Origin of the sequence: Sinorhizobium sp. 6-70, from assembly GCF_030124375.1 — a bacterium.
Taxonomy (GTDB): Bacteria; Pseudomonadota; Alphaproteobacteria; order Rhizobiales; family Rhizobiaceae; genus Sinorhizobium.
The window spans coordinates 1-19,284 of sequence record NZ_JASKLS010000016.1 but is presented as its reverse complement, the minus strand read 5'-3'; the positions used below and the strand labels follow the sequence as shown (position 1 = coordinate 19,284).

The 19,284-nt window shown below is 60.5% G+C and carries 25 protein-coding genes and 2 tRNA genes; 19 read left to right on the top strand and 8 right to left on the bottom strand.

The genetic code is table 11. The features are described from left to right. Window positions 1-596 (bottom strand): polyketide synthase (locus QN222_RS24870; protein ID WP_284005637.1); only part of this gene is annotated, 596 nt, incomplete at its 3' end. Window positions 597-1,010: 414 nt separating this feature from the next. Between QN222_RS24870 and QN222_RS24865 the strand changes: the two genes are divergently transcribed. Further along, entirely contained in the window at window positions 1,011-2,198 is a 1,188-nt protein-coding gene (locus QN222_RS24865) for a polysaccharide biosynthesis/export family protein (protein ID WP_283961900.1), read from the top strand. A 116-nt stretch (window positions 2,199-2,314) separates the two neighbouring features. Further along, window positions 2,315-2,914, top strand: a complete 600-nt coding sequence (gene pncA, locus QN222_RS24860) for a bifunctional nicotinamidase/pyrazinamidase (RefSeq protein ID WP_283961899.1) — start codon at window positions 2,315-2,317, stop codon at window positions 2,912-2,914. 718 nt (window positions 2,915-3,632) lie between these two features. On the opposite strand, the gene QN222_RS24855 is transcribed toward pncA, so the two are convergent. After that, window positions 3,633-3,761, bottom strand: a complete 129-nt coding sequence (locus tag QN222_RS24855; protein ID WP_283961898.1) for a hypothetical protein — start codon at window positions 3,759-3,761, stop codon at window positions 3,633-3,635. 69 nt (window positions 3,762-3,830) lie between these two features. Here QN222_RS24855 and pncB point away from each other — a divergent pair, with 69 nt between their 5' ends. Continuing rightward, complete coding sequence (gene pncB / locus QN222_RS24850) at window positions 3,831-5,135, top strand: nicotinate phosphoribosyltransferase (RefSeq protein WP_283961897.1); 1,305 nt, start codon at window positions 3,831-3,833, stop codon at window positions 5,133-5,135. 124 nt (window positions 5,136-5,259) lie between these two features. Here the strand turns inward: pncB and QN222_RS24845 are convergent, their stop codons facing one another. Continuing rightward, the gene (locus QN222_RS24845; RefSeq protein WP_284005636.1) at window positions 5,260-5,709 is read right to left on the bottom strand and encodes a methyl-accepting chemotaxis protein; all 450 of its coding nucleotides are present in this window, start codon (window positions 5,707-5,709) and stop codon (window positions 5,260-5,262) included. Between the two features lie 131 nt (window positions 5,710-5,840). Between QN222_RS24845 and QN222_RS24840 the strand changes: the two genes are divergently transcribed. Further along, a complete protein-coding gene (locus tag QN222_RS24840; RefSeq protein WP_283961895.1) occupies window positions 5,841-6,053 on the top strand; it encodes a hypothetical protein in 213 nt (70 codons plus the stop codon). Here QN222_RS24840 and QN222_RS24835 read toward each other — a convergent pair. Together QN222_RS24835 and QN222_RS24830 are read right to left on the bottom strand one after the other, a co-directional pair. Next, window positions 6,022-6,228: a hypothetical protein gene (locus QN222_RS24835; protein WP_283961894.1), complete on the bottom strand. Its 207-nt coding sequence runs from the start codon at window positions 6,226-6,228 to the stop codon at window positions 6,022-6,024. The two genes, QN222_RS24840 and QN222_RS24835, sit on opposite strands and share 32 nt — an antisense overlap. A 149-nt stretch (window positions 6,229-6,377) precedes the next feature. After that, the gene (locus QN222_RS24830; RefSeq protein ID WP_283961893.1) at window positions 6,378-6,884 is read right to left on the bottom strand and encodes a DUF2380 domain-containing protein; all 507 of its coding nucleotides are present in this window, start codon (window positions 6,882-6,884) and stop codon (window positions 6,378-6,380) included. A 240-nt stretch (window positions 6,885-7,124) separates the two neighbouring features. Here QN222_RS24830 and QN222_RS24825 point away from each other — a divergent pair, with 240 nt between their 5' ends. Further along, the gene (locus tag QN222_RS24825; protein ID WP_283961892.1) at window positions 7,125-8,747 is read left to right on the top strand and encodes an ABC-F family ATP-binding cassette domain-containing protein; all 1,623 of its coding nucleotides are present in this window, start codon (window positions 7,125-7,127) and stop codon (window positions 8,745-8,747) included. A gap of 220 nt (window positions 8,748-8,967) precedes the next feature. Here the strand turns inward: QN222_RS24825 and QN222_RS24820 are convergent. After that, window positions 8,968-9,042: transfer RNA gene (locus QN222_RS24820), tRNA-Thr, on the bottom strand. Window positions 9,043-9,192: 150 nt separating this feature from the next. Here QN222_RS24820 and QN222_RS24815 point away from each other — a divergent pair. The 11 genes from QN222_RS24815 (at window position 9,193) to QN222_RS24765 (ending at window position 16,517) form a co-directional block, all read left to right on the top strand. Beyond that, entirely contained in the window at window positions 9,193-9,417 is a 225-nt protein-coding gene (locus tag QN222_RS24815; RefSeq protein WP_283961891.1) for a hypothetical protein, read from the top strand. Between the two features lie 164 nt (window positions 9,418-9,581). Further along, window positions 9,582-10,874, top strand: coding sequence for a UDP-N-acetylglucosamine 1-carboxyvinyltransferase (murA, locus tag QN222_RS24810; RefSeq protein ID WP_283961890.1), 1,293 nt, complete (start codon window positions 9,582-9,584; stop codon window positions 10,872-10,874). A gap of 246 nt (window positions 10,875-11,120) precedes the next feature. After that, the gene (locus tag QN222_RS24805; protein ID WP_283961889.1) at window positions 11,121-11,561 is read left to right on the top strand and encodes a DUF2948 family protein; all 441 of its coding nucleotides are present in this window, start codon (window positions 11,121-11,123) and stop codon (window positions 11,559-11,561) included. Window positions 11,562-11,597: 36 nt separating this feature from the next. Then, window positions 11,598-12,902 (top strand): histidinol dehydrogenase, encoded by a 1,305-nt coding sequence (hisD, locus tag QN222_RS24800; protein ID WP_283961888.1) that lies wholly within the window; start codon window positions 11,598-11,600, stop codon window positions 12,900-12,902. Next, a complete protein-coding gene (locus tag QN222_RS24795) occupies window positions 12,899-13,375 on the top strand; it encodes a UPF0262 family protein (RefSeq protein ID WP_283961887.1) in 477 nt (158 codons plus the stop codon). Before hisD ends, QN222_RS24795 begins: the two co-directional genes overlap by 4 nt. A 10-nt stretch (window positions 13,376-13,385) precedes the next feature. Then, complete coding sequence (locus tag QN222_RS24790) at window positions 13,386-13,856, top strand: low molecular weight phosphatase family protein (protein WP_283961886.1); 471 nt, start codon at window positions 13,386-13,388, stop codon at window positions 13,854-13,856. 190 nt (window positions 13,857-14,046) lie between these two features. Then, entirely contained in the window at window positions 14,047-14,265 is a 219-nt protein-coding gene (gene infA / locus QN222_RS24785) for a translation initiation factor IF-1 (RefSeq protein WP_004435948.1), read from the top strand. A 49-nt stretch (window positions 14,266-14,314) separates the two neighbouring features. Next, window positions 14,315-14,935: a Maf-like protein gene (locus tag QN222_RS24780; RefSeq protein WP_283961885.1), complete on the top strand. Its 621-nt coding sequence runs from the start codon at window positions 14,315-14,317 to the stop codon at window positions 14,933-14,935. 6 nt (window positions 14,936-14,941) lie between these two features. Then, the gene (yacG, locus tag QN222_RS24775) at window positions 14,942-15,151 is read left to right on the top strand and encodes a DNA gyrase inhibitor YacG (protein ID WP_283961884.1); all 210 of its coding nucleotides are present in this window, start codon (window positions 14,942-14,944) and stop codon (window positions 15,149-15,151) included. Between the two features lie 298 nt (window positions 15,152-15,449). Then, window positions 15,450-15,525 (top strand) — tRNA-Phe (locus tag QN222_RS24770). A gap of 611 nt (window positions 15,526-16,136) precedes the next feature. Then, entirely contained in the window at window positions 16,137-16,517 is a 381-nt protein-coding gene (locus tag QN222_RS24765; RefSeq protein ID WP_283961944.1) for a hypothetical protein, read from the top strand. Window positions 16,518-16,632: 115 nt separating this feature from the next. Here QN222_RS24765 and QN222_RS24760 read toward each other — a convergent pair whose 3' ends face one another. Next, a complete protein-coding gene (locus QN222_RS24760; RefSeq protein WP_283961883.1) occupies window positions 16,633-16,833 on the bottom strand; it encodes a hypothetical protein in 201 nt (66 codons plus the stop codon). Between the two features lie 236 nt (window positions 16,834-17,069). Beyond that, window positions 17,070-18,227: a ceramide glucosyltransferase gene (locus QN222_RS24755; RefSeq protein ID WP_283961882.1), complete on the bottom strand. Its 1,158-nt coding sequence runs from the start codon at window positions 18,225-18,227 to the stop codon at window positions 17,070-17,072. Window positions 18,228-18,418: 191 nt separating this feature from the next. Here QN222_RS24755 and QN222_RS24750 point away from each other — a divergent pair, with 191 nt between their 5' ends. The 3 genes from QN222_RS24750 to QN222_RS24740 form a co-directional block, all read left to right on the top strand. Then, window positions 18,419-18,607: a hypothetical protein gene (locus QN222_RS24750; protein ID WP_283961881.1), complete on the top strand. Its 189-nt coding sequence runs from the start codon at window positions 18,419-18,421 to the stop codon at window positions 18,605-18,607. A 94-nt stretch (window positions 18,608-18,701) separates the two neighbouring features. Beyond that, on the top strand, window positions 18,702-18,974 hold the full coding sequence (locus tag QN222_RS24745) for a hypothetical protein (protein ID WP_283961880.1): 273 nt from the start codon (window positions 18,702-18,704) through the stop codon (window positions 18,972-18,974). Window positions 18,975-19,114: 140 nt separating this feature from the next. Next, window positions 19,115-19,284 (top strand): transposase (locus QN222_RS24740; protein ID WP_283961941.1); only part of this gene is annotated, 170 nt, incomplete at its 3' end.

The following is a 19,284-nucleotide window of genomic DNA, read 5'->3' as shown; positions in this document are numbered from 1 at the left end:
CTCTCAACGCCGACGATCGCGGTGTCGATCTCGCCGGCGTTGAGAGCCCGCATCGCCTGATCGAGCGCCACCAGCGAGGAGGAACAGGCGGTATCCACCGTCATGCTCGGCCCGCTCAACCCGAAGATGTGGGAAATGCGGTTGGAGACGATCGACAGCGTGTTGCCGGTCATGAAATAGGGGCCGGCCGCGGCCGGATCTTCGACGGTCAGGTTGGCGTGGTCGAGGCTCGACGCGCCGACATAGACGCCGACATTCTCGCCATGGAGGGCTGCAACGGAAATATTGGCGTCTTCAAGCGCGCGCCAGGCGAGCTGCAACAGCACGCGCTGCTGCGGGTCCATGTACATGGCTTCCCGCTGAGACATGCCAAAGACTGCGGGATCGAAATCATAGATTTGATCGAGCACGCCGGCCGCAAAAGAATAGGTCTTTCCCTGCACGCCCATGACCGGATGCCAAAAGCGCGCCAAATCCCAGCGGTCCGAAGGAACACTGGATACGGTGCATTTGCCCTGACGAAGAACCTTGAACAGCGCCTCAGGCGATTTCGCTCCGGGGGCAAGGCATGCACGCCCTATGATTTCAACAGTCATGTATGATCGAACGCTCTAAACTGCCGTTAAAATTGTCCTAGCCAATTGCCGTGCCAAACGTAAATTGCAATTGGGTAGATTACCGATTTGTTATTTTCCCCGATTTTCTTCGTCTAGCCGTCCCCGCTGTATTAGTGAGCTTTTAACTCAAAGTACCTAGCTTTCAACCCCAAAGGCTTAGATACACAGGTTGCAAGGCCCCATCCAGACAATTACCGCGACGGATCGTAAACAATGTCGAGAAGGTATGACCGGAAAGGCGCAGTGCCGAATATTTTGGTTGCCTGGGTGGTGAGGTGGCTTGTTGTGGCACGGCGATTGTGCTTTGCAGTGACCGGCGGATTCCCTGCCGGGAAAACATACGGCGCAGATCTGTAAGCAGAATCATCGCTGTGCCGAATACGGAGTATCGTAGTGAAACGAGTGACTGCCCTTCTGCTTTGCACCGCGCTTGCGGGATGTCAGGCCGTGCCGGGAGAAGGCCCTCTCACAACCGATATCGTCGCGGATGCCGGCCAGTCCGGTGCGCAGATCGGCAGAAGGAATGCGACCGTCTTTGACATTGTCGACGTTGATGGCCAATCGGCACGGTTGGTCTCGGACTATGTTTCCACGACGCTCAGCCGGCGCTTCGGCATTGGCGGCGGCGTCGGTCAGGTGGTCATCGGCGTCGGTGACCAGCTGAAAATATCGATCTTCGAGGCAGGCAGCGACGGGCTGTTTTCCACAACGGAATCGAAGCAGACCAACATCGATCTGGTTGTTCAGCCTGACGGCAAGGCGGCCATTCCCTATGTCGGTCCGGTTCGCTTTGCCGGCCTGACGCTGGAACAGGCGCGCCAGGCAATTCTCGAAGCACTGAAGCAGAAGGCCGTGGAGCCCGATGTCATCGTGACGAGCACGTCCACGGCATCGCGCATCGTCACCGTCTCCGGCGCAGTCGGCCGTCCGTCCGTCGTGCCGTTGAACCTCGTCAGCGAGTCGATCAACGAAGTCATCGCGAAGGCCGGCGGTCCGTCGGCGCAGCCTTACGAGACCTATGTCACGCTTGTGCGCGGCAAGAAGACCGGAACGGTCCTGCTGAAATCGATCATCGAAAACCCGTCGGAAAATATTCATGTCAAGCCGGGCGACCAGGTCTTCGTGACCCGGGATCCGCGGACATTCACGATCCTTGGCCAGGTCAGGGCGAACCAGCGCGTCGAGTTCGGCGCCAATGACTTGAACCTGCTCGAAGCCGTAGCGCTTGCGGGCGGCGGCTCGGACCGCACTGTCGATGCCAAGGGCTATTTCGTATTCCGTTACGAAGAGCCGGATATCGTCATGAGCCTGCTTGGGCGCGAGCGGTTCAACACGATGCTGAGCAAGGGGATGAAGCCCGACAGCGTCGGGCGCTATCCGATCGTCTATCGTTTCAACATGACCAATCCGGATAGCCTGATCGTCGGTCAGACCTTCCCGATCAAGAATCGTGACGTGATCTATGCTTCGCGTCATCCCTCCGTCGATATTTCGAAATTCCTCGAGTTCATCGCGCGGCCGATCGGCATCGCGAATACCGGCGTCAACATCGCGGACAACTTGGACGATCTGCAGAACTGACGGAGTTCGGCGGCAAGCGAACCTGCTTGCTGCCGAGCAAATTCTGTGATTGATCTTCGGTTTAAATCGATTTTGTCGATGGGCGGTGCGGTCCGGCTGGATCGCGAGGAGGTCCCATGGCTAAGGAAGCCTTGATCGTCATCGATGTGCAGAACGATTTCTGCCCCGGCGGTGCCCTTGCCGTTGCGGGCGGCGATGAAATCGTGCCCATCGTCAATCGCCTCATCCAGCAGTCGGCCCATGTCGTCCTTACGCAGGACTGGCACCCGGCCGGCCATTCCAGTTTCGCATCGAGCCATCCCGGCAAGACACCGTTTGCCACGGTCACCATGCCCTACGGCGACCAGACGCTCTGGCCCGATCATTGCGTTCAGGGCAGCCCGGGCGCTGAATTCCATCCGGATCTCGAGTGGACGACGGCCGAGCTGGTGGTCCGCAAAGGATTCCGCAGCGAAATCGACAGCTATTCCGCCTTTTTCGAGAACGATCACCGGACCCCCACCGGCCTTGCCGGTTACCTGCGCGAGCGTGGCATCTCCAAGGTCTCGCTCTGTGGTCTTGCGACCGATTTCTGCGTCGCCTTTTCAGCGCTCGATGCGGTCGCTCAGGGCTTTTCGACCTCCGTTGTGCTTGACGCCTGTCGCGGCATCGATCTGAACGGATCGCTTGCCGCGATGACTGGGCGCATGCGCGATGCGGGGGTTAAGCTGATCTAGTCTAGGGGCCAAGGCTCTGTCCCAAGCTGTAGCCGTCAATTCGATTGCAGGGTGCCGTTATTGTCTTGCAGCATCGGATACGCCCGATAGGAACGTTCTGCCTGCATTCATCATTGAAGCTCTACAATAATTGCACGTCATGACGAGAGGAGCTCCGAGATGGCAGGTATACGAGTTGGGCACTTTCTCGCGGCCGCGATGGTTGCCACGTCGATGATGGCACCGACGGTCGGTTTTTCCCAAGACTTCGAACTCTACATCGGTCCCGACGGCCCGCGCTATTACGACGACTACCGCCCGCGATACTATGATGAGTATGGACCGCGGCGATATTACCGAGAGCGCTACCGTGAGGGATACCTATGTAGCAAACGCGAGGCGCTTTATCTGTCGCGCCGATATCTCCGGAGCCCCAGGATAGGGCGAACGACGAGATCCTCCATCGAGGTGAGGGGGACGGGGCGTAGGGGAGAGCGCAATCGCGTAATTTTTGCAAACGAGCCCGGATGCCCACGGATAGACTAGAATCCGCACGAGGAGCCAAACGGTCGCCGGACCCGCCACCCTCTGCATAACGCGGCCGCGTTCTCACCGCCTTGGAAATGAGGGAACAGCCGCCAGTTCCTGCACTCGGTGCTGGCCCGCAGGCTCGGAAGATACGGCCCTTGTCAGAAAACGGCCCTTGTCAGAAACAAGAGTGACGCCATCAATTCGTTGACTAGCCGCCCGAAGCGCGGTCGTTGCGAACTGCGAAATCGATCGCGATGGCCTCCTTGGCCGGCTCCACGACAGCGCCAGGTGTCTTGCAGGCGCGCGAAGCTCGCTGTAGCACTTTGAATTGCTGCATGTTTTTTTCCGTGAATCGACTTCGATTTAAGGACCATGCAGCGGTGATCCAGAAGGAGCGTAGTCGCAGATGCCAAAGACCGATATCGCGCGGCGGGTCTATAACCACACCTGGAAGCTCGATCCGATCATCCGCAGCCTTTTGGATACGGATTTCTACAAGCTCCTGATGCTGCAGATGATCTGGCAGCTCTATCCGGACGTCGACGCAACCTTTTCGCTGATCAACCGCACCAAGACCGTGCGCCTTGCCGACGAGATCGACGAACAGGAGCTGCGCGACCAGCTCGATCACGCGCGCACCCTGCGCTTCAGCAAGAAAGAGATGATCTGGCTCGCCGGTAACACGTTCTACGGGCGCAAGCAGATCTTCTTGCCGGAATTCCTCGCCTGGCTCGCCAAGTTCCGCCTGCCCGAATATGAGTTGTCGCGCCGCGACGGCCAGTTCGAACTGACTTTTCGCGGCCGCTGGGTCGAAACGACGATGTGGGAGATTCCGGCGCTGGCGATCATCAATGAGCTGCGCTCGCGCGCCGCGATGAAAGGCCTCGGCCCCTTCACGCTGGACGTGCTCTATGCGCGCGCCAAGGCCAAGATGTGGTCGAAGGTCGAGCAGCTGCGGCAATATCCCGACCTGCGCATTTCCGATTTCGGCACGCGCCGCCGGCACAGCTTTCTTTGGCAGCGATGGTGCGTCGAGGCACTCAAGGAGGGGATCGGCGGCTCGTTTTCGGGGTCCAGCAATGTCCTGCTTGCGATGGATACCGATCTCGAGGCACTCGGCACCAATGCACACGAACTGCCGATGGTGGCGGCGGCGCTCGCGCGTAACGACAAGGAGCTCGCCGCAGCCCCCTACAAGGTCCTGCAGGACTGGAACCAGCTCTATGGCGGCAATTTGCTGATCGTGCTGCCGGACTCCTTCGGGACCGCGGCATTCCTGCGCGACGCGCCGGATTGGGTGGCGGACTGGACCGGTTTTCGACCGGATAGCGCGCCGCCGATCGAAGGCGGCGAGAAGATCATCGCCTGGTGGAAGAAGATGGGTCGCGACCCGCGAGAAAAGCTGCTGATCTTTTCCGACGGGCTCGACGTCGATACGATCATCAAGACCTATCGCCACTTCGAGGGTCGCGTGCGCATGAGTTTCGGCTGGGGAACCAACCTTACCAATGATTTCGCCGGCTGCGCGCCGACCGAAATCAGCGGCCTCAACCCGATATCGATCGTCTGCAAGGTGAGCGAGGCCAATGGCCGGCCCGCGGTCAAGCTTTCGGACAACCCGCGCAAGGCGACCGGAGACCCCAAGGAAGTGCAGCGCTATCTGAAGTTCTTCGGGACCGAGGATTTCGTCGAGCAGACCGTCAAGGTCTGAACTCGCCCCCACAAAAAGAAACCGGCAAGCGCCGGTTTCAAGAAGGGATTGCGATTGTCCATCATCGCATTGTCAGATCTAGCAATAGAATCTTAATCTAGCGTTAAGGTCACCGTGGCGGCCATCACGCGCGCCGGCGGACGAATTCGGTGCCGGTAGCGTAGCCGATCTCAGTGGGCTGGTCGAAGGCTATGCGGAACTGCGAGACGACTTGCGCGAGGCCGGACGCCTCGTTCGAGAGCCGATGCGTCATCGCCGTGCTTTCTTCGACCATCGCGTTGTTTTGCTGCGTCATCCGGTCGAGCTCGCGCACGGTTTCGTTGACGTCCTGAAGGCCGCTCACCTGGGCGCGCGCATCGGTGGCGATCTCCGATATCTGGTCGTTGATGGCGTGGATTTGTCCGGAGATCCGCCTGAGCGCGTCGCCTGCCGCCCGCACGAGCGAAACGCCATTCGCCACCTCGTCCGCGGAGGCGGTGATGATGGTTTTGATTTCACGGGCCGCGACGGCGGATTTCTGCGCAAGCTCCTGCGCTGGGCGGGTCTTGGCAGGGGGGCTCCAAAAGGCGGCCAAGTGTCGAAACGGCACCGGAAACCCGCCAATCGTATGACTTATTGGGGTACCTCAGTATTTTCTTGAATTTGCCCCAAAAAGTCCCATGATGCGCATGATGAATGCATTGAGGTACACCTTGGGAGGGGTTCGTGCGTCAAGCCTATTCACCGGATGATGTCGATGTCATGCGCGGGGCGCTGGATGTCTGGTGCGCTCTGCACAACGTCGGAAGGGATGGTGTGGAAGCCAATGAGGCTGCCCGCCGCATCCTGGATCTGATGGGCAGGAAGAAATTCACCTGCGACCAGCTTCTGGCACAGCTCGCCGATTTCAGGCCGGCCCCTCGTCACCGGGTTTCCTGATCAGGCCGGAAACAGTATCCCTGAGTTTCAACAGCGGCAGATATTCGTTCGCCAGATGAATATCGAGGTGCGCCAGCCGTTCACCGTTCAGCTCCGCCGCCTGTCCGGTTTCCTTGTCGATTACCGTCCAGGAGCCGTCCGGTTCCTCTTTCAGATCGTATCTCTGAGCGTCCATAAGGAGAAGCTTAAGCGACGTTCGGCGCGTTTGGTAGAGGTTTCTGCGATTGAACGATGCCGAGTAGCAATTGGCAGGCTCTTCGCGCCGCATGTTGCTCATCGGGAGAACCGCGTGTGCCTGATTTCTCCAGGAAGCCGCGGCGGCGCCTACTGTAGAATTCGGTTTGCCATCAGCCATTTCGCCGAGCGGGGCCACGCATGGTTCGCGCCCATGCGAAGATTGGTAAAACCCGCTGAAACCTGCTTTCCGGTTTCGGCGTCAAGGATGCGAATGAACATCGTGTGCTCCGTTCGGTTCACGCGTGTTACGACACCCAGCAAGGCAAGAGACGCGCCGTGCGCTTTGGCAATTGGGGCCTCACAGCCCCCGCAATTCCTCAGTCCGTGCGGCGCAGCCGCCTGTTCATTCTCCGCCGGCACGTCAACTACTGAAAAACGCCCGGACTTTGAGAGCATGTCCTTCGCAACTTTTGCCGATTCCACCAGATAGCGCCTGTCGTAGTCATCCGGGGCGATTACTCCTGCCCCAGCGCTCTTGTCCTCCAATTCGAAAGGAAACACCTCGATCGACATTGGCCTTTTTTGCTGAGCCTGCGCAAATGGCCAGGTGCCGGCAACCAGCGCCACAAGGACAGTCAATATGCGAATGCGCATGGTCGGTCCTCCCACGGACGGGACGGCCATTGTACACGGCCTGAACACCCAAATCACGATTGACGCAGCGGAAATCCGACGCTTGGACCATGGCCCTGATACTTCGCGCAGCCTTGGTCGATGCTGGCAACTCGTCAATCGGCGCGGCAAACGTTCACGACAAAGGATGCCGGTTCGCGTGACAGCGGCACCGAGCCGTGGCATAGGGGGCCCCGCAACCCCCACCAGGCCGTCTTCTCCATGATCCGTATCGATAATATCAGCAAGTCTAACAGTCACCGTATCCTCTACATCGAAGCCTCGGCAGCGTTGAACCGCGGCGAGAAGATCGGTCTCGTCGGGCCGAACGGGGCGGGAAAGACGACGCTCTTTCGGATGATCACCGGCGAGGAACTGCCCGACGAGGGACAGGTCTCGGTCGAGAAGGGCATGACGATCGGCTATTTCGATCAAGACGTCGGCGAGATGGCCGGACGCTCGGCCGTCGCCGAGGTGATGGAAGGGGCAGGGCCAGTGAGCGCGGTGGCGGCGGAACTACGCGAGCTAGAGGCGGCGATGTCGGATCCGGACCGCATGGATGAAATGGATGCGATCATCGAACGCTATGGCGAGGTGCAGGCGCGCTACGAGGAGCTCGATGGCTACGCACTGGAGGGACGTGCCCGCGAGGTTCTGGCGGGACTGAGCTTCAGCCAGGAGATGATGGACGGCGATGTCGCCAAGCTGTCGGGCGGCTGGAAGATGCGCGTGGCGCTCGCCCGCATCCTGCTGATGCGTCCGGACATCATGCTGCTCGACGAACCGAGCAACCACCTCGATCTCGAAAGCCTGATCTGGCTGGAGGATTTCCTGAAAGGTTATGACGGCGCCCTGCTGATGACGTCCCACGACCGCGAGTTCATGAACCGCATCGTCACCAAGATCATCGAGATCGACGGCGGCGCGCTGACGACCTATTCCGGCGATTATGGCTTCTATGAAGAGCAGCGGGCGCTGAACGAGAGGCAACAGCAGGCCCAGTTCGAGCGCCAGCAGGCCATGCTCGCCAAGGAGATCAAGTTCATCGAGCGCTTCAAGGCCCGCGCCTCGCACGCCTCGCAGGTTCAGAGCCGGGTGAAGAAGCTTGAAAAGATCGACCGCGTCGAGCCGCCCCGCCGCCGCCAGACGGTCGCCTTTGAATTCCTGCCGGCTCCGCGCTCCGGCGAAGACGTGGTCAACCTCAAGAACGTCCATAAGGCCTATGGCAGCCGGACGATCTATGGCGGTCTCGACTTCATGGTGCGCCGGCGCGAACGCTGGTGCATCATGGGTATAAACGGCGCCGGAAAATCGACACTGCTGAAGCTCGTCACCGGCACCACCGCGCCGGACAAGGGCAGCGTGTCGCTCGGCGCCAGCGTCAAGCTCGGCTATTTCGCCCAGCATTCCATGGACCTGCTCGACGGCGACAGCACCATACTGCAATGGCTGGAGGAACGCTTTCCCAAGGCAGGGCAGGCGCCGCTCCGGGCGCTGGCCGGCTGCTTCGGCTTTTCCGGCGATGACGTCGAGAAGCGGTGCCGGGTGCTCTCCGGCGGCGAGAAGGCGCGGTTGGTGATGGCAGCGATGCTGTTCGACCCGCCAAACTTCCTGGTCCTCGACGAGCCGACCAACCATCTCGACCTCGACACGAAGGAGATGCTGATCAAGGCACTCTCGGCCTACGAGGGCACCATGCTGTTCGTTTCACACGACCGCCGCTTCCTGTCGGCACTCTCCAACCGGGTGCTGGAGCTAACGCCGGACGGGATCCATCAATATGGCGGTGGTTACATCGAATACGTGGAGCGCACCGGACAGGAAGCGCCAGGGCTGCGCGGGTGATGGGCGGCGCTTCCGTGATCTACACCCGAGGCTGATGGACGCCTGGGTGAACGTCGTGACCGGCGCAAATTGTTCGTAGCGGAAGAAACCGGCATCTGTCAGCGCGAAGCGCCTCCCGAAGTTCGGTCTCGTTATCGCGGAAGGGCGGAGCACTTTCGGGATAACGAGCGAACAGAAAGCGTTATAAATGCAAAGGCTTCAGCGATTTCAAGGGGATAGCTGGTGCTGCTAGAGAGATTTGAACTCTCGGCCTCTCCCTTACCAAGGGAGTGCTCTACCCCTGAGCTATAGCAGCATTTCGGCGGCCGGTTTGTGACAAGCCGCATCAAGCGAGGCGCCTATTGCCATAGCTTTGGGGCGAGCGCAAGCCGCATTTCGAAGTTTTTGGCCCGATCCCTCAGAAATCGCCCTCATGCTTTCGAAGGTCCCGATTTTGCGGTAATGCATGGCCATGCAGGATGATGACGACAAGCAGCAGGGGCAGCAGGGGCCGAAGCCGGCAAAGGGTGCCGGGCGCAGTGTGGAGGCGGACGCCAAGCGGTTGCGGCTGGCAAGAAACTTGCGCGACAATCTCCAACGCCGCAAGCAGCAGATGCGCGCGCGCCGCGCGGGCGCCGCCGACGAGGCATCCGGATTGCCTGCCGCAAAAACGGACGAATCGGACGATTAGACAGAGATGGGGACGATTGTCGTGAATTCTTCCGGGATTCCCGGTTGTCGCCCGCAGACCCGCATTTCAAGGCACTTCTAATTTCACGGCATCTCCAATAAGAGACGCCTTCAAACAACACTGAATTTATGGAAAGGCGGGCTCGTGCCCGTTCAAGAGGCCTCATGGATCGCATCAGGATTGTAGGCGGCAACGAACTTCACGGAGTCATTCCCATCTCCGGCGCCAAGAATGCGGCCCTGCCGCTGATGATCGCATCGCTGCTCACCGACGATACGCTGACGCTGGAAAACGTTCCGCATCTGGCCGACGTCGAGCAACTGATCCGCATCCTCGGCAACCATGGCGCCGATATTTCCGTCAACGGCCGGCGCGAGCGCCAGGGCGAGAGCTACGCCCGCACGATCCATTTCACGAGCCGTAACATCGTCGACACCACCGCTCCCTATGAGCTCGTATCGAAGATGCGCGCCAGCTTCTGGGTCATCGGGCCGCTGCTCGCCCGTGAAGGCAAGGCGCGCGTGTCGCTGCCGGGCGGCTGCGCCATCGGCACGAGGCCGGTCGATCTCTTCATCGAGGGGTTGACTGCGCTCGGCGCCAATATCGAGATCGACGGCGGCTACGTCAACGCGACGGCGCCAGCGGGCGGGCTCATCGGCGGGCGCTACGTGTTCCCGAAGGTTTCGGTCGGCGCCACGCATGTGCTGATGATGGCGGCAACCCTCGCCAACGGCACGACGGTGCTCGGCAATGCGGCGCGCGAACCGGAGGTCGTCGATCTCGCCAAGTGCCTCAATGCCATGGGCGCGAAGATCAGCGGGCAGGGCACGAGCACGATCACCATCGAGGGTGTACGCTCTCTTTCCGGTGCGCGCCATCGCGTGCTGCCGGACCGGATCGAAACCGGCACCTACGCCATGGCGGTTGCGATGACTGGCGGTGACGTCATTCTCGAAGATACCGATGCCGCGCTTCTCGATACGGCGCTCGAAGCGATCCGGCGGGCGGGGGCGGAGATCAGCCAGACCAACAGCGGCATTCGCATCGTCCGCAACGGCGCCGGCATCAAGCCCGTCGATATCGTCACCGATCCCTTCCCGGGCTTCCCGACCGACCTGCAGGCCCAGTTCATGGGGCTGATGACCAAATCGAGCGGTGTTTCCCACATCACGGAAACGATCTTCGAAAACCGTTTCATGCATGTGCAGGAGCTGGCGCGGCTCGGCGCGAAGATCTCGCTGTCCGGCCAGACTGCGAAGATCGAAGGCGTGAGCCAGTTGAAGGGCGCGCCGGTGATGGCGACCGATCTGCGCGCCTCCGTCTCGCTCGTCATTGCCGGGCTCGCGGCCGAGGGCGAAACCATGGTTTCGCGCGTCTACCATCTCGATCGCGGCTTCGAGCGCCTGGAAGCGAAGCTCACCCGCTGCGGTGCGCATGTGGAGCGTGTCAGCGACTAGCTTATCGGCGGAACGGCCTTATCCAGATTGCCGGGCCGATACGAGGGGGCGCGCGCGGAAAACCACTTCCCGCGCAGTTTCGTGGCGTCAACTGTTGAAACGACGCAAGTCCGGACGGAAAACCGCTACACACTTTTCCTGGACTTGCTGTAATGCGCGTGGAACCGTTGCGGTTTCGGGCGCGACGCCTTATGTCCATTGCTATTGCGGCGCAAAAATACGGCGCCTGATAACAGGATGGATCGCATGGATGCTCTGAAGCTGCTGGCGCTCGACGAGGAAGACCTTGGCGTCGTCTCCGCGCATGTGCAGGACGCAGTCTTCAAGGTGGCGGGCATTTCCTATGACGCCCGCCGTGGTCAGCTTTCCGTGGTTATCAACCGGTTCGTCTGGGAAAATGCCGGAGGCAAGCGCCGCGGGTTCGAGCGGCGTCGGGCCGTGCTCTCGTTCAAGCGTGTGGTGGCCGTACGTTCGCTCGGTTTCGACCGTGGGGATGCGGACGCGGTTCTCGACCTCCTAGCCCTGCGTTTCTCGGTCAAAGGCGAGGGGCCGGAAGGTACGGTCGAACTGGTGCTCGCTGGCGAGGCATCGATCATGCTCGATGTAGAATGTATCGAGGTACAGCTTGCCGACACGGGTGGGGCGTGGGAAACCGCCTTCAGACCCCGGCATCCCGAAGGCGCCTGAGCGGCTGCCCGGTCATCACCAGAAGGATATCTCGCATTGGCAATCAGGCTGAATTATCTCGACAGCGGCTTCGAACAGGCATTTGCCGCGTTTTTGACAACCAAGCGGGAAGTTTCGGAAGACGTCAATGCCGCCGTACGCGCCATCATCGACGATGTACGCGTGCGGGGCGATGCGGCGTTGGCCGACTATTCGGCTCGCTTTGACGGCGTCGACTTCGCCAAGACCGCGATGGCTGTCAGCGCGGCCGAGATCGATGCGGCAATCGATGCGGTCGCGCCCGAAGTTCTCGGCGCCTTGAAGGTTGCCGCAACCCGGATCGAGGCGCATCACCGCCGGCAGTTGCCGAAGGACGATGTCTACGAAGATGCGATGGGCGTCGGGCTCGGCTCGCGCTGGACGGCAATAGAGGCGGTCGGGCTCTACGTGCCGGGCGGCACGGCAAGTTATCCGAGCTCGGTTCTCATGAATGCGCTGCCTGCCAAGGTTGCCGGCGTGCCGCGTATCGTGATGGTCGTGCCCGCAAGCGGCGGCGTGATCAACCCGGCCGTTCTTGCGGCGGCGCGTCTCGCCGGTGTGGAGGAAATCTACCGTATCGGCGGCGCCCAGGCGGTCGCCGCACTTGCCTATGGCACCGCGACGATCGCGCCGGTGGCCAAGATCGTCGGTCCGGGCAACGCCTATGTCGCAGCCGCCAAGCGACAGGTTTTCGGAACCGTCGGCATCGACATGATCGCCGGTCCGTCGGAGGTGCTGGTGATTGCCGACGGCGGAAACGACGCCGACTGGATCGCCGCCGACCTCCTGGCGCAGGCCGAGCACGACGCCGGCGCGCAGGCGATCCTGATCACCGATGATGCGGCCTTCGGGGACGCGGTGGAAGCGGCGGTCGAACGGCAGTTGAAGACGTTGCCGCGTGCCGAAACCGCCGCCGCAAGCTGGCGTGATTTCGGCGCCATCATCCATGTTCCGGACCTCGAAAAGGCGGTGCCGCTCGCCAACCGCATCGCCGCCGAGCACCTGGAGCTGGCGATGGCGGATGCGGATGCGATGGTTCCGAAGATCCGCAATGCCGGTGCCATCTTCATTGGCCGCCACACGCCGGAGGTTATCGGCGACTATGTCGGAGGCTCCAACCATGTGCTGCCCACGGCGCGCTCGGCACGCTTCTCGTCCGGCCTCGGCGTGCTCGATTACATGAAGCGGACCTCGATCCTGCGCCTCGGTGCGGATCAACTGCGCGCGCTCGGTCCGGCCGCCATCGCGCTCGCACGGTCGGAGGGCCTCGAGGCCCATGCCCGCTCGGTCGCCATCCGCCTCAATCTCGGGGGCGAGGGATGAAGGCCGATCGCAACCTGCGCCTCTGCGATGTCGTGCTGGACGAAACGATCGGCCGCTCGACTCCGGACGTGGAGCACGAACGCGCGGTTGCGATCTTCGATCTGCTCGAGGAAAATCTCTTCGAGCCCGCGGGGCACCCCGGTGGTCCTTATCGGCTGAACCTATCGCTGGTTGACTCGAAGCTCGTCTTCGCGATTTCGACGGATAGCGGAGAGGATGTCGCTACGCACATCCTGTCGCTGACGCCCTTCCGGCGGATCGTGAAGGATTATTTCATGATCTGCGAAAGCTATTACGCCGCGATCCGATCGGCGACGCCGAGCCAGATCGAGGCGATCGACATGGGTCGCCGCGGTATTCACAACGAGGGCTCGCAGACGCTGATGGATCGCCTGTCCGGTAAGATCAGGCTGGACTTCGACACAGCGCGGCGGCTCTTCACGCTGGTCTGTGTGCTCTATTGGCGTGGTTGACGGGGGCGATATGACCGGTACCGCCTTACCGCAAGCGAAGACGCCCCGTTCGGTTCTCTTCATGTGCGGCATGAATGCGATCCGCTCGCCGATGGCCGAAGCGCTCGCCAAGGCAACCCTGCCGAAGGGGACTTACGTCGCATCCGCCGGCGTGCGGCATGGCGAGCGAGATCCCTTCGTCGATGTGGTTCTCGCCGAGATCGGGCTGACGATCGACCGCCATCAGCCGCGCACGCTCGATGAGCTCGAGGACGATTACTTCGACATCATCGTGACGCTCGCGCCGGAGGCCCATCACGTGGCGCTTGAATTGACGCGGTCCATGGCCGTCGATGTCGTCTATTGGCCGACACCGGATCCGACGGTTGCGACGGGGACGCGGGAGCAGATCGTCGCGGCCTATCGCTCCGTTCGCGATCATTTGGCGGCGCTGATCCGCAGCCGGTTGGCTGTCGAGCACGCGCGCCGCAAGGAGGCCTGACCCTCAAAAAAGCAGTGCCGGTCCGGGCAAGGGCAACGGCATTGATATCGATCGAGGAGGCATGGCGTACAATTGCTGAAAAAGCCGGATCAAAGCGGTTCACAAATCCTCCCCGATTGTGTAGTTTCCGGCAACTTTTTCTGGGATGCGTGGCGCATCCCGGAATGAACACGAGAAAGAACAATCCTGCATGGCGAAAGAAGAAGTCCTAGAATTTCCGGGCGTGGTCACCGAATTGCTTCCCAACGCGACCTTCCGCGTGAAGCTTGAAAACGAGCATGAGATCATCGCTCATACGGCCGGCCGTATGCGCAAGAACCGCATCCGCGTTCTCGCCGGCGACAAGGTGCTCGTCGAGATGACCCCCTACGATCTGACGAAGGGCCGCATCACCTACCGCTTCAAGTAGGTCCCGGCGACGGCAGCGCTTACCAACCGGGAAACAACGGCTCGCTTCGATGACAGTGAACCAAAAACTGATACTGGCGTCCGGGTCGCCGCGTCGTGTGGAGCTCCTGGCGCAGGCAGGTATCGAGCCTGCGCGCCTGCTGCCGATGGATCTCGACGAGACCCCGAAGCGTGCGGAGCATCCCCGCTCTCTGGCGCGGCGCCTGTCGGCCGAGAAGGCGAAAGCGGCGCTGGCCGCGATCAAGGGAGAGCCGGGCTGGGACGGCAGCTACATTCTCGCTGCCGACACCGTCGTTTGCGTCGGCCGCCGGATTCTGCCGAAGCCGGAGCTGGTGAGTGAGGCGTCGAGCGCGTTGCATCTTCTGTCCGGCCGCAGCCATCGTGTCTATACCGGCATTTGTCTCGTCACCCCGGACCGCACCATCCGCCAGAAGGTCATCGACACCAAGGTGCGCTTCAAGCGCCTTTCCGGCCACGATATCGAAAGCTACCTGGCCTCAGGCCAGTGGCGCGGCAAGGCGGGTGGCTATGCTATCCAGGGCATTGCCGGGAGTTTTGTCGTCAAGCTCGTCGGTTCCTACACCAATGTGGTAGGCTTGCCGCTCTACGAAACCGTCAATCTTCTCATCGGTGAAGGATATGACGTGCACAATCGTTGGCTGGAAGGCTGAAGAAAATTGAGCAGCGAAAGCAAGAAGAGCGGTTCGAATGTCGAACCCCTGCGCGCGACGCGTCCCTGCCCGGAATGCGGCCGCCCGTCGGCGCGCGAGCATTATCCATTCTGTTCCGAGCGCTGCCGCAACGTCGACCTCAATCGCTGGCTTTCCGGATCCTATGCCATTCCGGTCGCCGATGACGAGTCGAAGGCGGACGACGAGGATCGTTGACGCCTCTTCAGGCGTCCGCTTGGTGCTTCGTTCCCCGCCGCATCTCCCTGTTCCCGTGCAGCGGCCGGCCGCCGTCGATTTCGGCCCCGGGGCGCCCCGAGATTGTTGCCATCCCGGCGCGATCCTGCTGAATAGCCTTAACTTTTTCGCCTTTTCCACCGCATGCCAAATTCCTTTCAAAAAAGAGTCATTTGGTGCTGGACACGGCCGAACAAGATGTTATAACCCCGCTCGCTTCCGGGGCGAACGAGACCGCCCCGATGGCTCTGAAGAGAGCCGCTGCCGTCAAAGGCAGGATGCCCGGATAGCTCAGTTGGTAGAGCAGCGGATTGAAAATCCGCGTGTCGGTGGTTCAAATCCGCCTCCGGGCACCATTCTATTCCGAAGCAATCTCCATCGGTTAGGCCTCTTCCGGTCGAGTCTGTTTGACCAATTTCATGCTGCGCATGTTGCAACAGAATTCCCTAGTGACTCGCGCTTCCGGCAGATAGGCGTAAACTGGGTTCATCATCGGCAAGTGATAAGGGCGCCGATGACCGGAAGTTCGTCACGCTTTCGCCCTAGCAAGGGAAAGCGCAATGCTTGATCTTCAATTCCCACACACGCGATCCCCCATGTATCCGGCTCAACTGGTGCATCTGCGCAGGGTCTTTGACGACGAACTTGTGCGCAGGGGTTGGTCGCGGCGAGGCGACCGCGCGCAGCATCTCGCAAGCCAGATCTTTTACCTCTACCAATCCGGGACGCGTTCCTCGCATGAGCTTCATGAGAGGCTCAGAGAGTACGAGTCGTGACCTGCGAGTCTGCACCTGCCGACATCATCAGGACGTCGAAGATGGCTCAGGATGGGATGGGAGTGAGGCAGCTGGGCCTATTCTTCACTGCAGCGGGCTGCGGATCTCTTCATTTTTCACACGGACTCCTGCAACAGTGTGCTTCAGTAGATCGGTTTGTCGAAACCGAGCATGCTGCATGTCCGTAGTTCGTGCTCGATGGCGTAACTGAAAGCTTCCTGCTCATAGCGGTGAGCGAGAGTCCTGCAAAAGGCGTGTACCTTATTGCTGTCATTTCGGTCTGCTTCTGCGAGCCGATAAAGCTGCTCTATACGCCTCTCAGCCCCAATAGACACCTCACCGCGGGCAGTGTCCCGATTTGCGAACATGGCCAGTATACCGGCGAAGGCCAAGAGCGCGATCTGGATATTTTTCACGACCTCACCTTTTCAAGGCGCATTGAAGCGGCTTCGCACCAAAATCTGGATGGCGTGCTTTGGTACCCGCCCGGTTCCGTTTTCAAGACGCGATCACCAAAGAACGTCGTAAAGGGTTATAAAAACAATCATTCCAATGCAGAGAGCGGGTGTTGACCTAATAGCAAAATCGACCAGTCTGAACCGATATCCGAAGCTTCCAACATAAGATCTCATGATTTTTCCTTCCTGCGGTCTGCCTTATGTCTGGCTGATCCGCTGCCGGTCGCCTTCAGGAATGCATGGTCAGCATTCTCAGCCGTTCGACGTTTCGCTCGCCGGATTGGAAAATCGAGAACAACCGCGTAGCAAGCTCTTCCGCCTGCTCGCCGCAGTTGGGTAGTTGACGTTCCTCCAGCAGCTGCTCGAACAACAGGGCGAGCAGATCGATCTCGCCACGGCGCAAGGATTGTGGATGGTGGACACGAGGCATAGCGCGAGACTCCATTAACTTGGGGCGAAAGCGCTATGATCTTCCAGGCATCGGCGCCCGTACAACGAGCCGATGATGAAGGCAGGGTACGCCTATTTTCAGCAAACGCGAGTCCTTTCCATCATCATGCCGCAGATCACCGTTGCTGATCTGCCTCACGCGCAAGACGGATACATTTTCGCGCCGGTTGCTCGGGAGGCCTGACTTGTCGCGCGGTGCCTTTCCATCAGCGCTATTTAAAGGGTGCTTGCGAGCGGGCGGGGAGCGGTTGCTTCGAGCCTGGACTCATGCGAGCCGATTGACATTCTGTTACCTCGCCAATCGGCGCTGCCCGCCAGCCAGCCTCGAACCCATATTATCGGGAGCAAGAGATCGCGCGTGAACATCGCGATGAGCGACCATCGCGAAATATGCCAGTTCTTCCGTTGGGCGAGGGCAAGTTCCGGCAAGTAGCTGGCACCGGCGACAAGACCGGTGATGGCCAACAGGCTGCGACCTGCAACGAAAGCGGCGATCAGCGCCAGCAGCAGTGGCGGCATCAGGCCGAGCAGGATTTCCGGCGAGTAGAAGCGAGGAAAGGTGACGCGTCGCAACCTTGCCCAACGGCACTGCCGTGCCCACACCTCGCGAAATGTCCTGGTACCCAGTGGCTGTTCGAACGGCGAAGAAACCAGACGCACTTTCAGGCCGAGGCCTCTCACAAGCTTCGTTGCTGCCGCATCCTCGGCAATCTGCGAGGCCAGCGCCTGAATGCCGCCGTTGGCATCCAGCATGCTTTTGCGCCAGAGCATGCTCTTGCCCTGCGCAAACCCGAATCCGAGCGCTTCGCCGGCGTATTGCCAGCGCGCCTGATGGGCGTTGAGGAACGCACATTCAACCTCCGCCCAAAATCCATGCGGACGTGAGCCAAGCGGGGTCGAGCATACCAGCCCGGTATCCAGCTGCCAGGCAGCCATCAGGCGAATGAGATAATCGGGCGGCATGAGAACATTCGAGTCGGCGAGAACCACCCATTCATGCGAGGCCGCTTTCCAGCCTTTCACGCAGTTATTGAGCTTGGGATTGGCGCTGATCAGGTCGTCACCAACAAGAATTGTTGCGGGAATGGCCGGGTGGCGCTCACCTGCTTCCTCGACCAATGGGATCACCGCGTCCTCCGCGTCGGCGGTGCAGAAGATGACCTCGTAGTCGGGCCAATCCAGGCGAAACGCGCTATCGAGCGTTTCCCGGGAAAATTCCTCGACGCCGCAAAGCGGGATCACGACAGAGACAGGAGGTCGATGCAGCGTCGCGGGCTGAGGGGCCAGACGCGGCCGGATGCGCCAGCCCGCGATCATCAGGCTCAGCACATTGACGGCCAGGAATGCACCGGCGGCGGCGAACAAGTTCAGCATCATCTATCCAGCGACGAGTCGCGGCGCCATTCCGACGAACTCAGGCACCGGATAAACATCACCGTTCGATGACATGCCTATGACAGCGACTCGTGAGACCCAGGCGCTCGATCTCCCGCTCGGGCAAGTCTCCGCGCGTGGAACCAAACCTCGCTACCGGCGTTCTTTCGACGATATCCGGGAGGCGAAGGATGACACATGCTGATATCAGGACGCTCGACAAGTCTCGGGCCAGGCATGTTTGGGACGTGGAAGAATATTGCAGGCGGACGGGCATACATAAAGCCGAGGAAAAGCGCCTGATCAAAGTGCTCGGCAGGTATGCATCGAGCCACGAACTGCAGATGAATATCGTTCGGCCTCAAAGCCGCATCCGCTGACCGGTAAAGTCTGAGGCGCATCGAGAGCGACGTTCGCGCGTCTGGCGAGGCGCGCGGTGCTTTCGGGTAACCATGAACGCCGGAGGAGGCGCGCGTGTGGGCAATTCTGGTTGGCGTGTTTCTCTTTGTCTGCGGCATGCTCTTCATGGCGCGGGAGGCGCTCGGCCGTCGACAGTTGAGCAACCCGTCGCCCCGTTCGTACGACGGAATTGGCCAGGACGGAATTGGGCAGGACGGAATTGGCCAGGAGGGAACCGGACCAACGCTTGAGCCGGAGCAGCAAGGCTTGGGCTTTCTCGGGCTGGCAAGGAACTGGCCCGGTTTGGTTCTCATGGCAATCGGTGCCGTCTTTTTGCTCTTCGGCTAGAGCATCCTGCTTTCAAGTGGAATCATTGAAAGCGGATAAGATGCTCTAGAATCAAAGTCCTAGGGCCGATCGACATTCAGGATTCCCAAATCAGTTGATGACTGATTCATAGGTCGCCGTGTTCAGCACGGGGACCTATGATGGCGGTGAAACGATACGAACTGAATGAGGTGCAATGGTCGAGGATCGCGCCCTTGCTCCCTGGGAAGGGCGGCGATCCGGGCCGGACGGGTAGCGACAATCGATCGTTCGTGAACGGGTGTTTGTGGGTTCTGCGTTCAGGTGCGCACTGGCGCGACCTTCCCGAGCG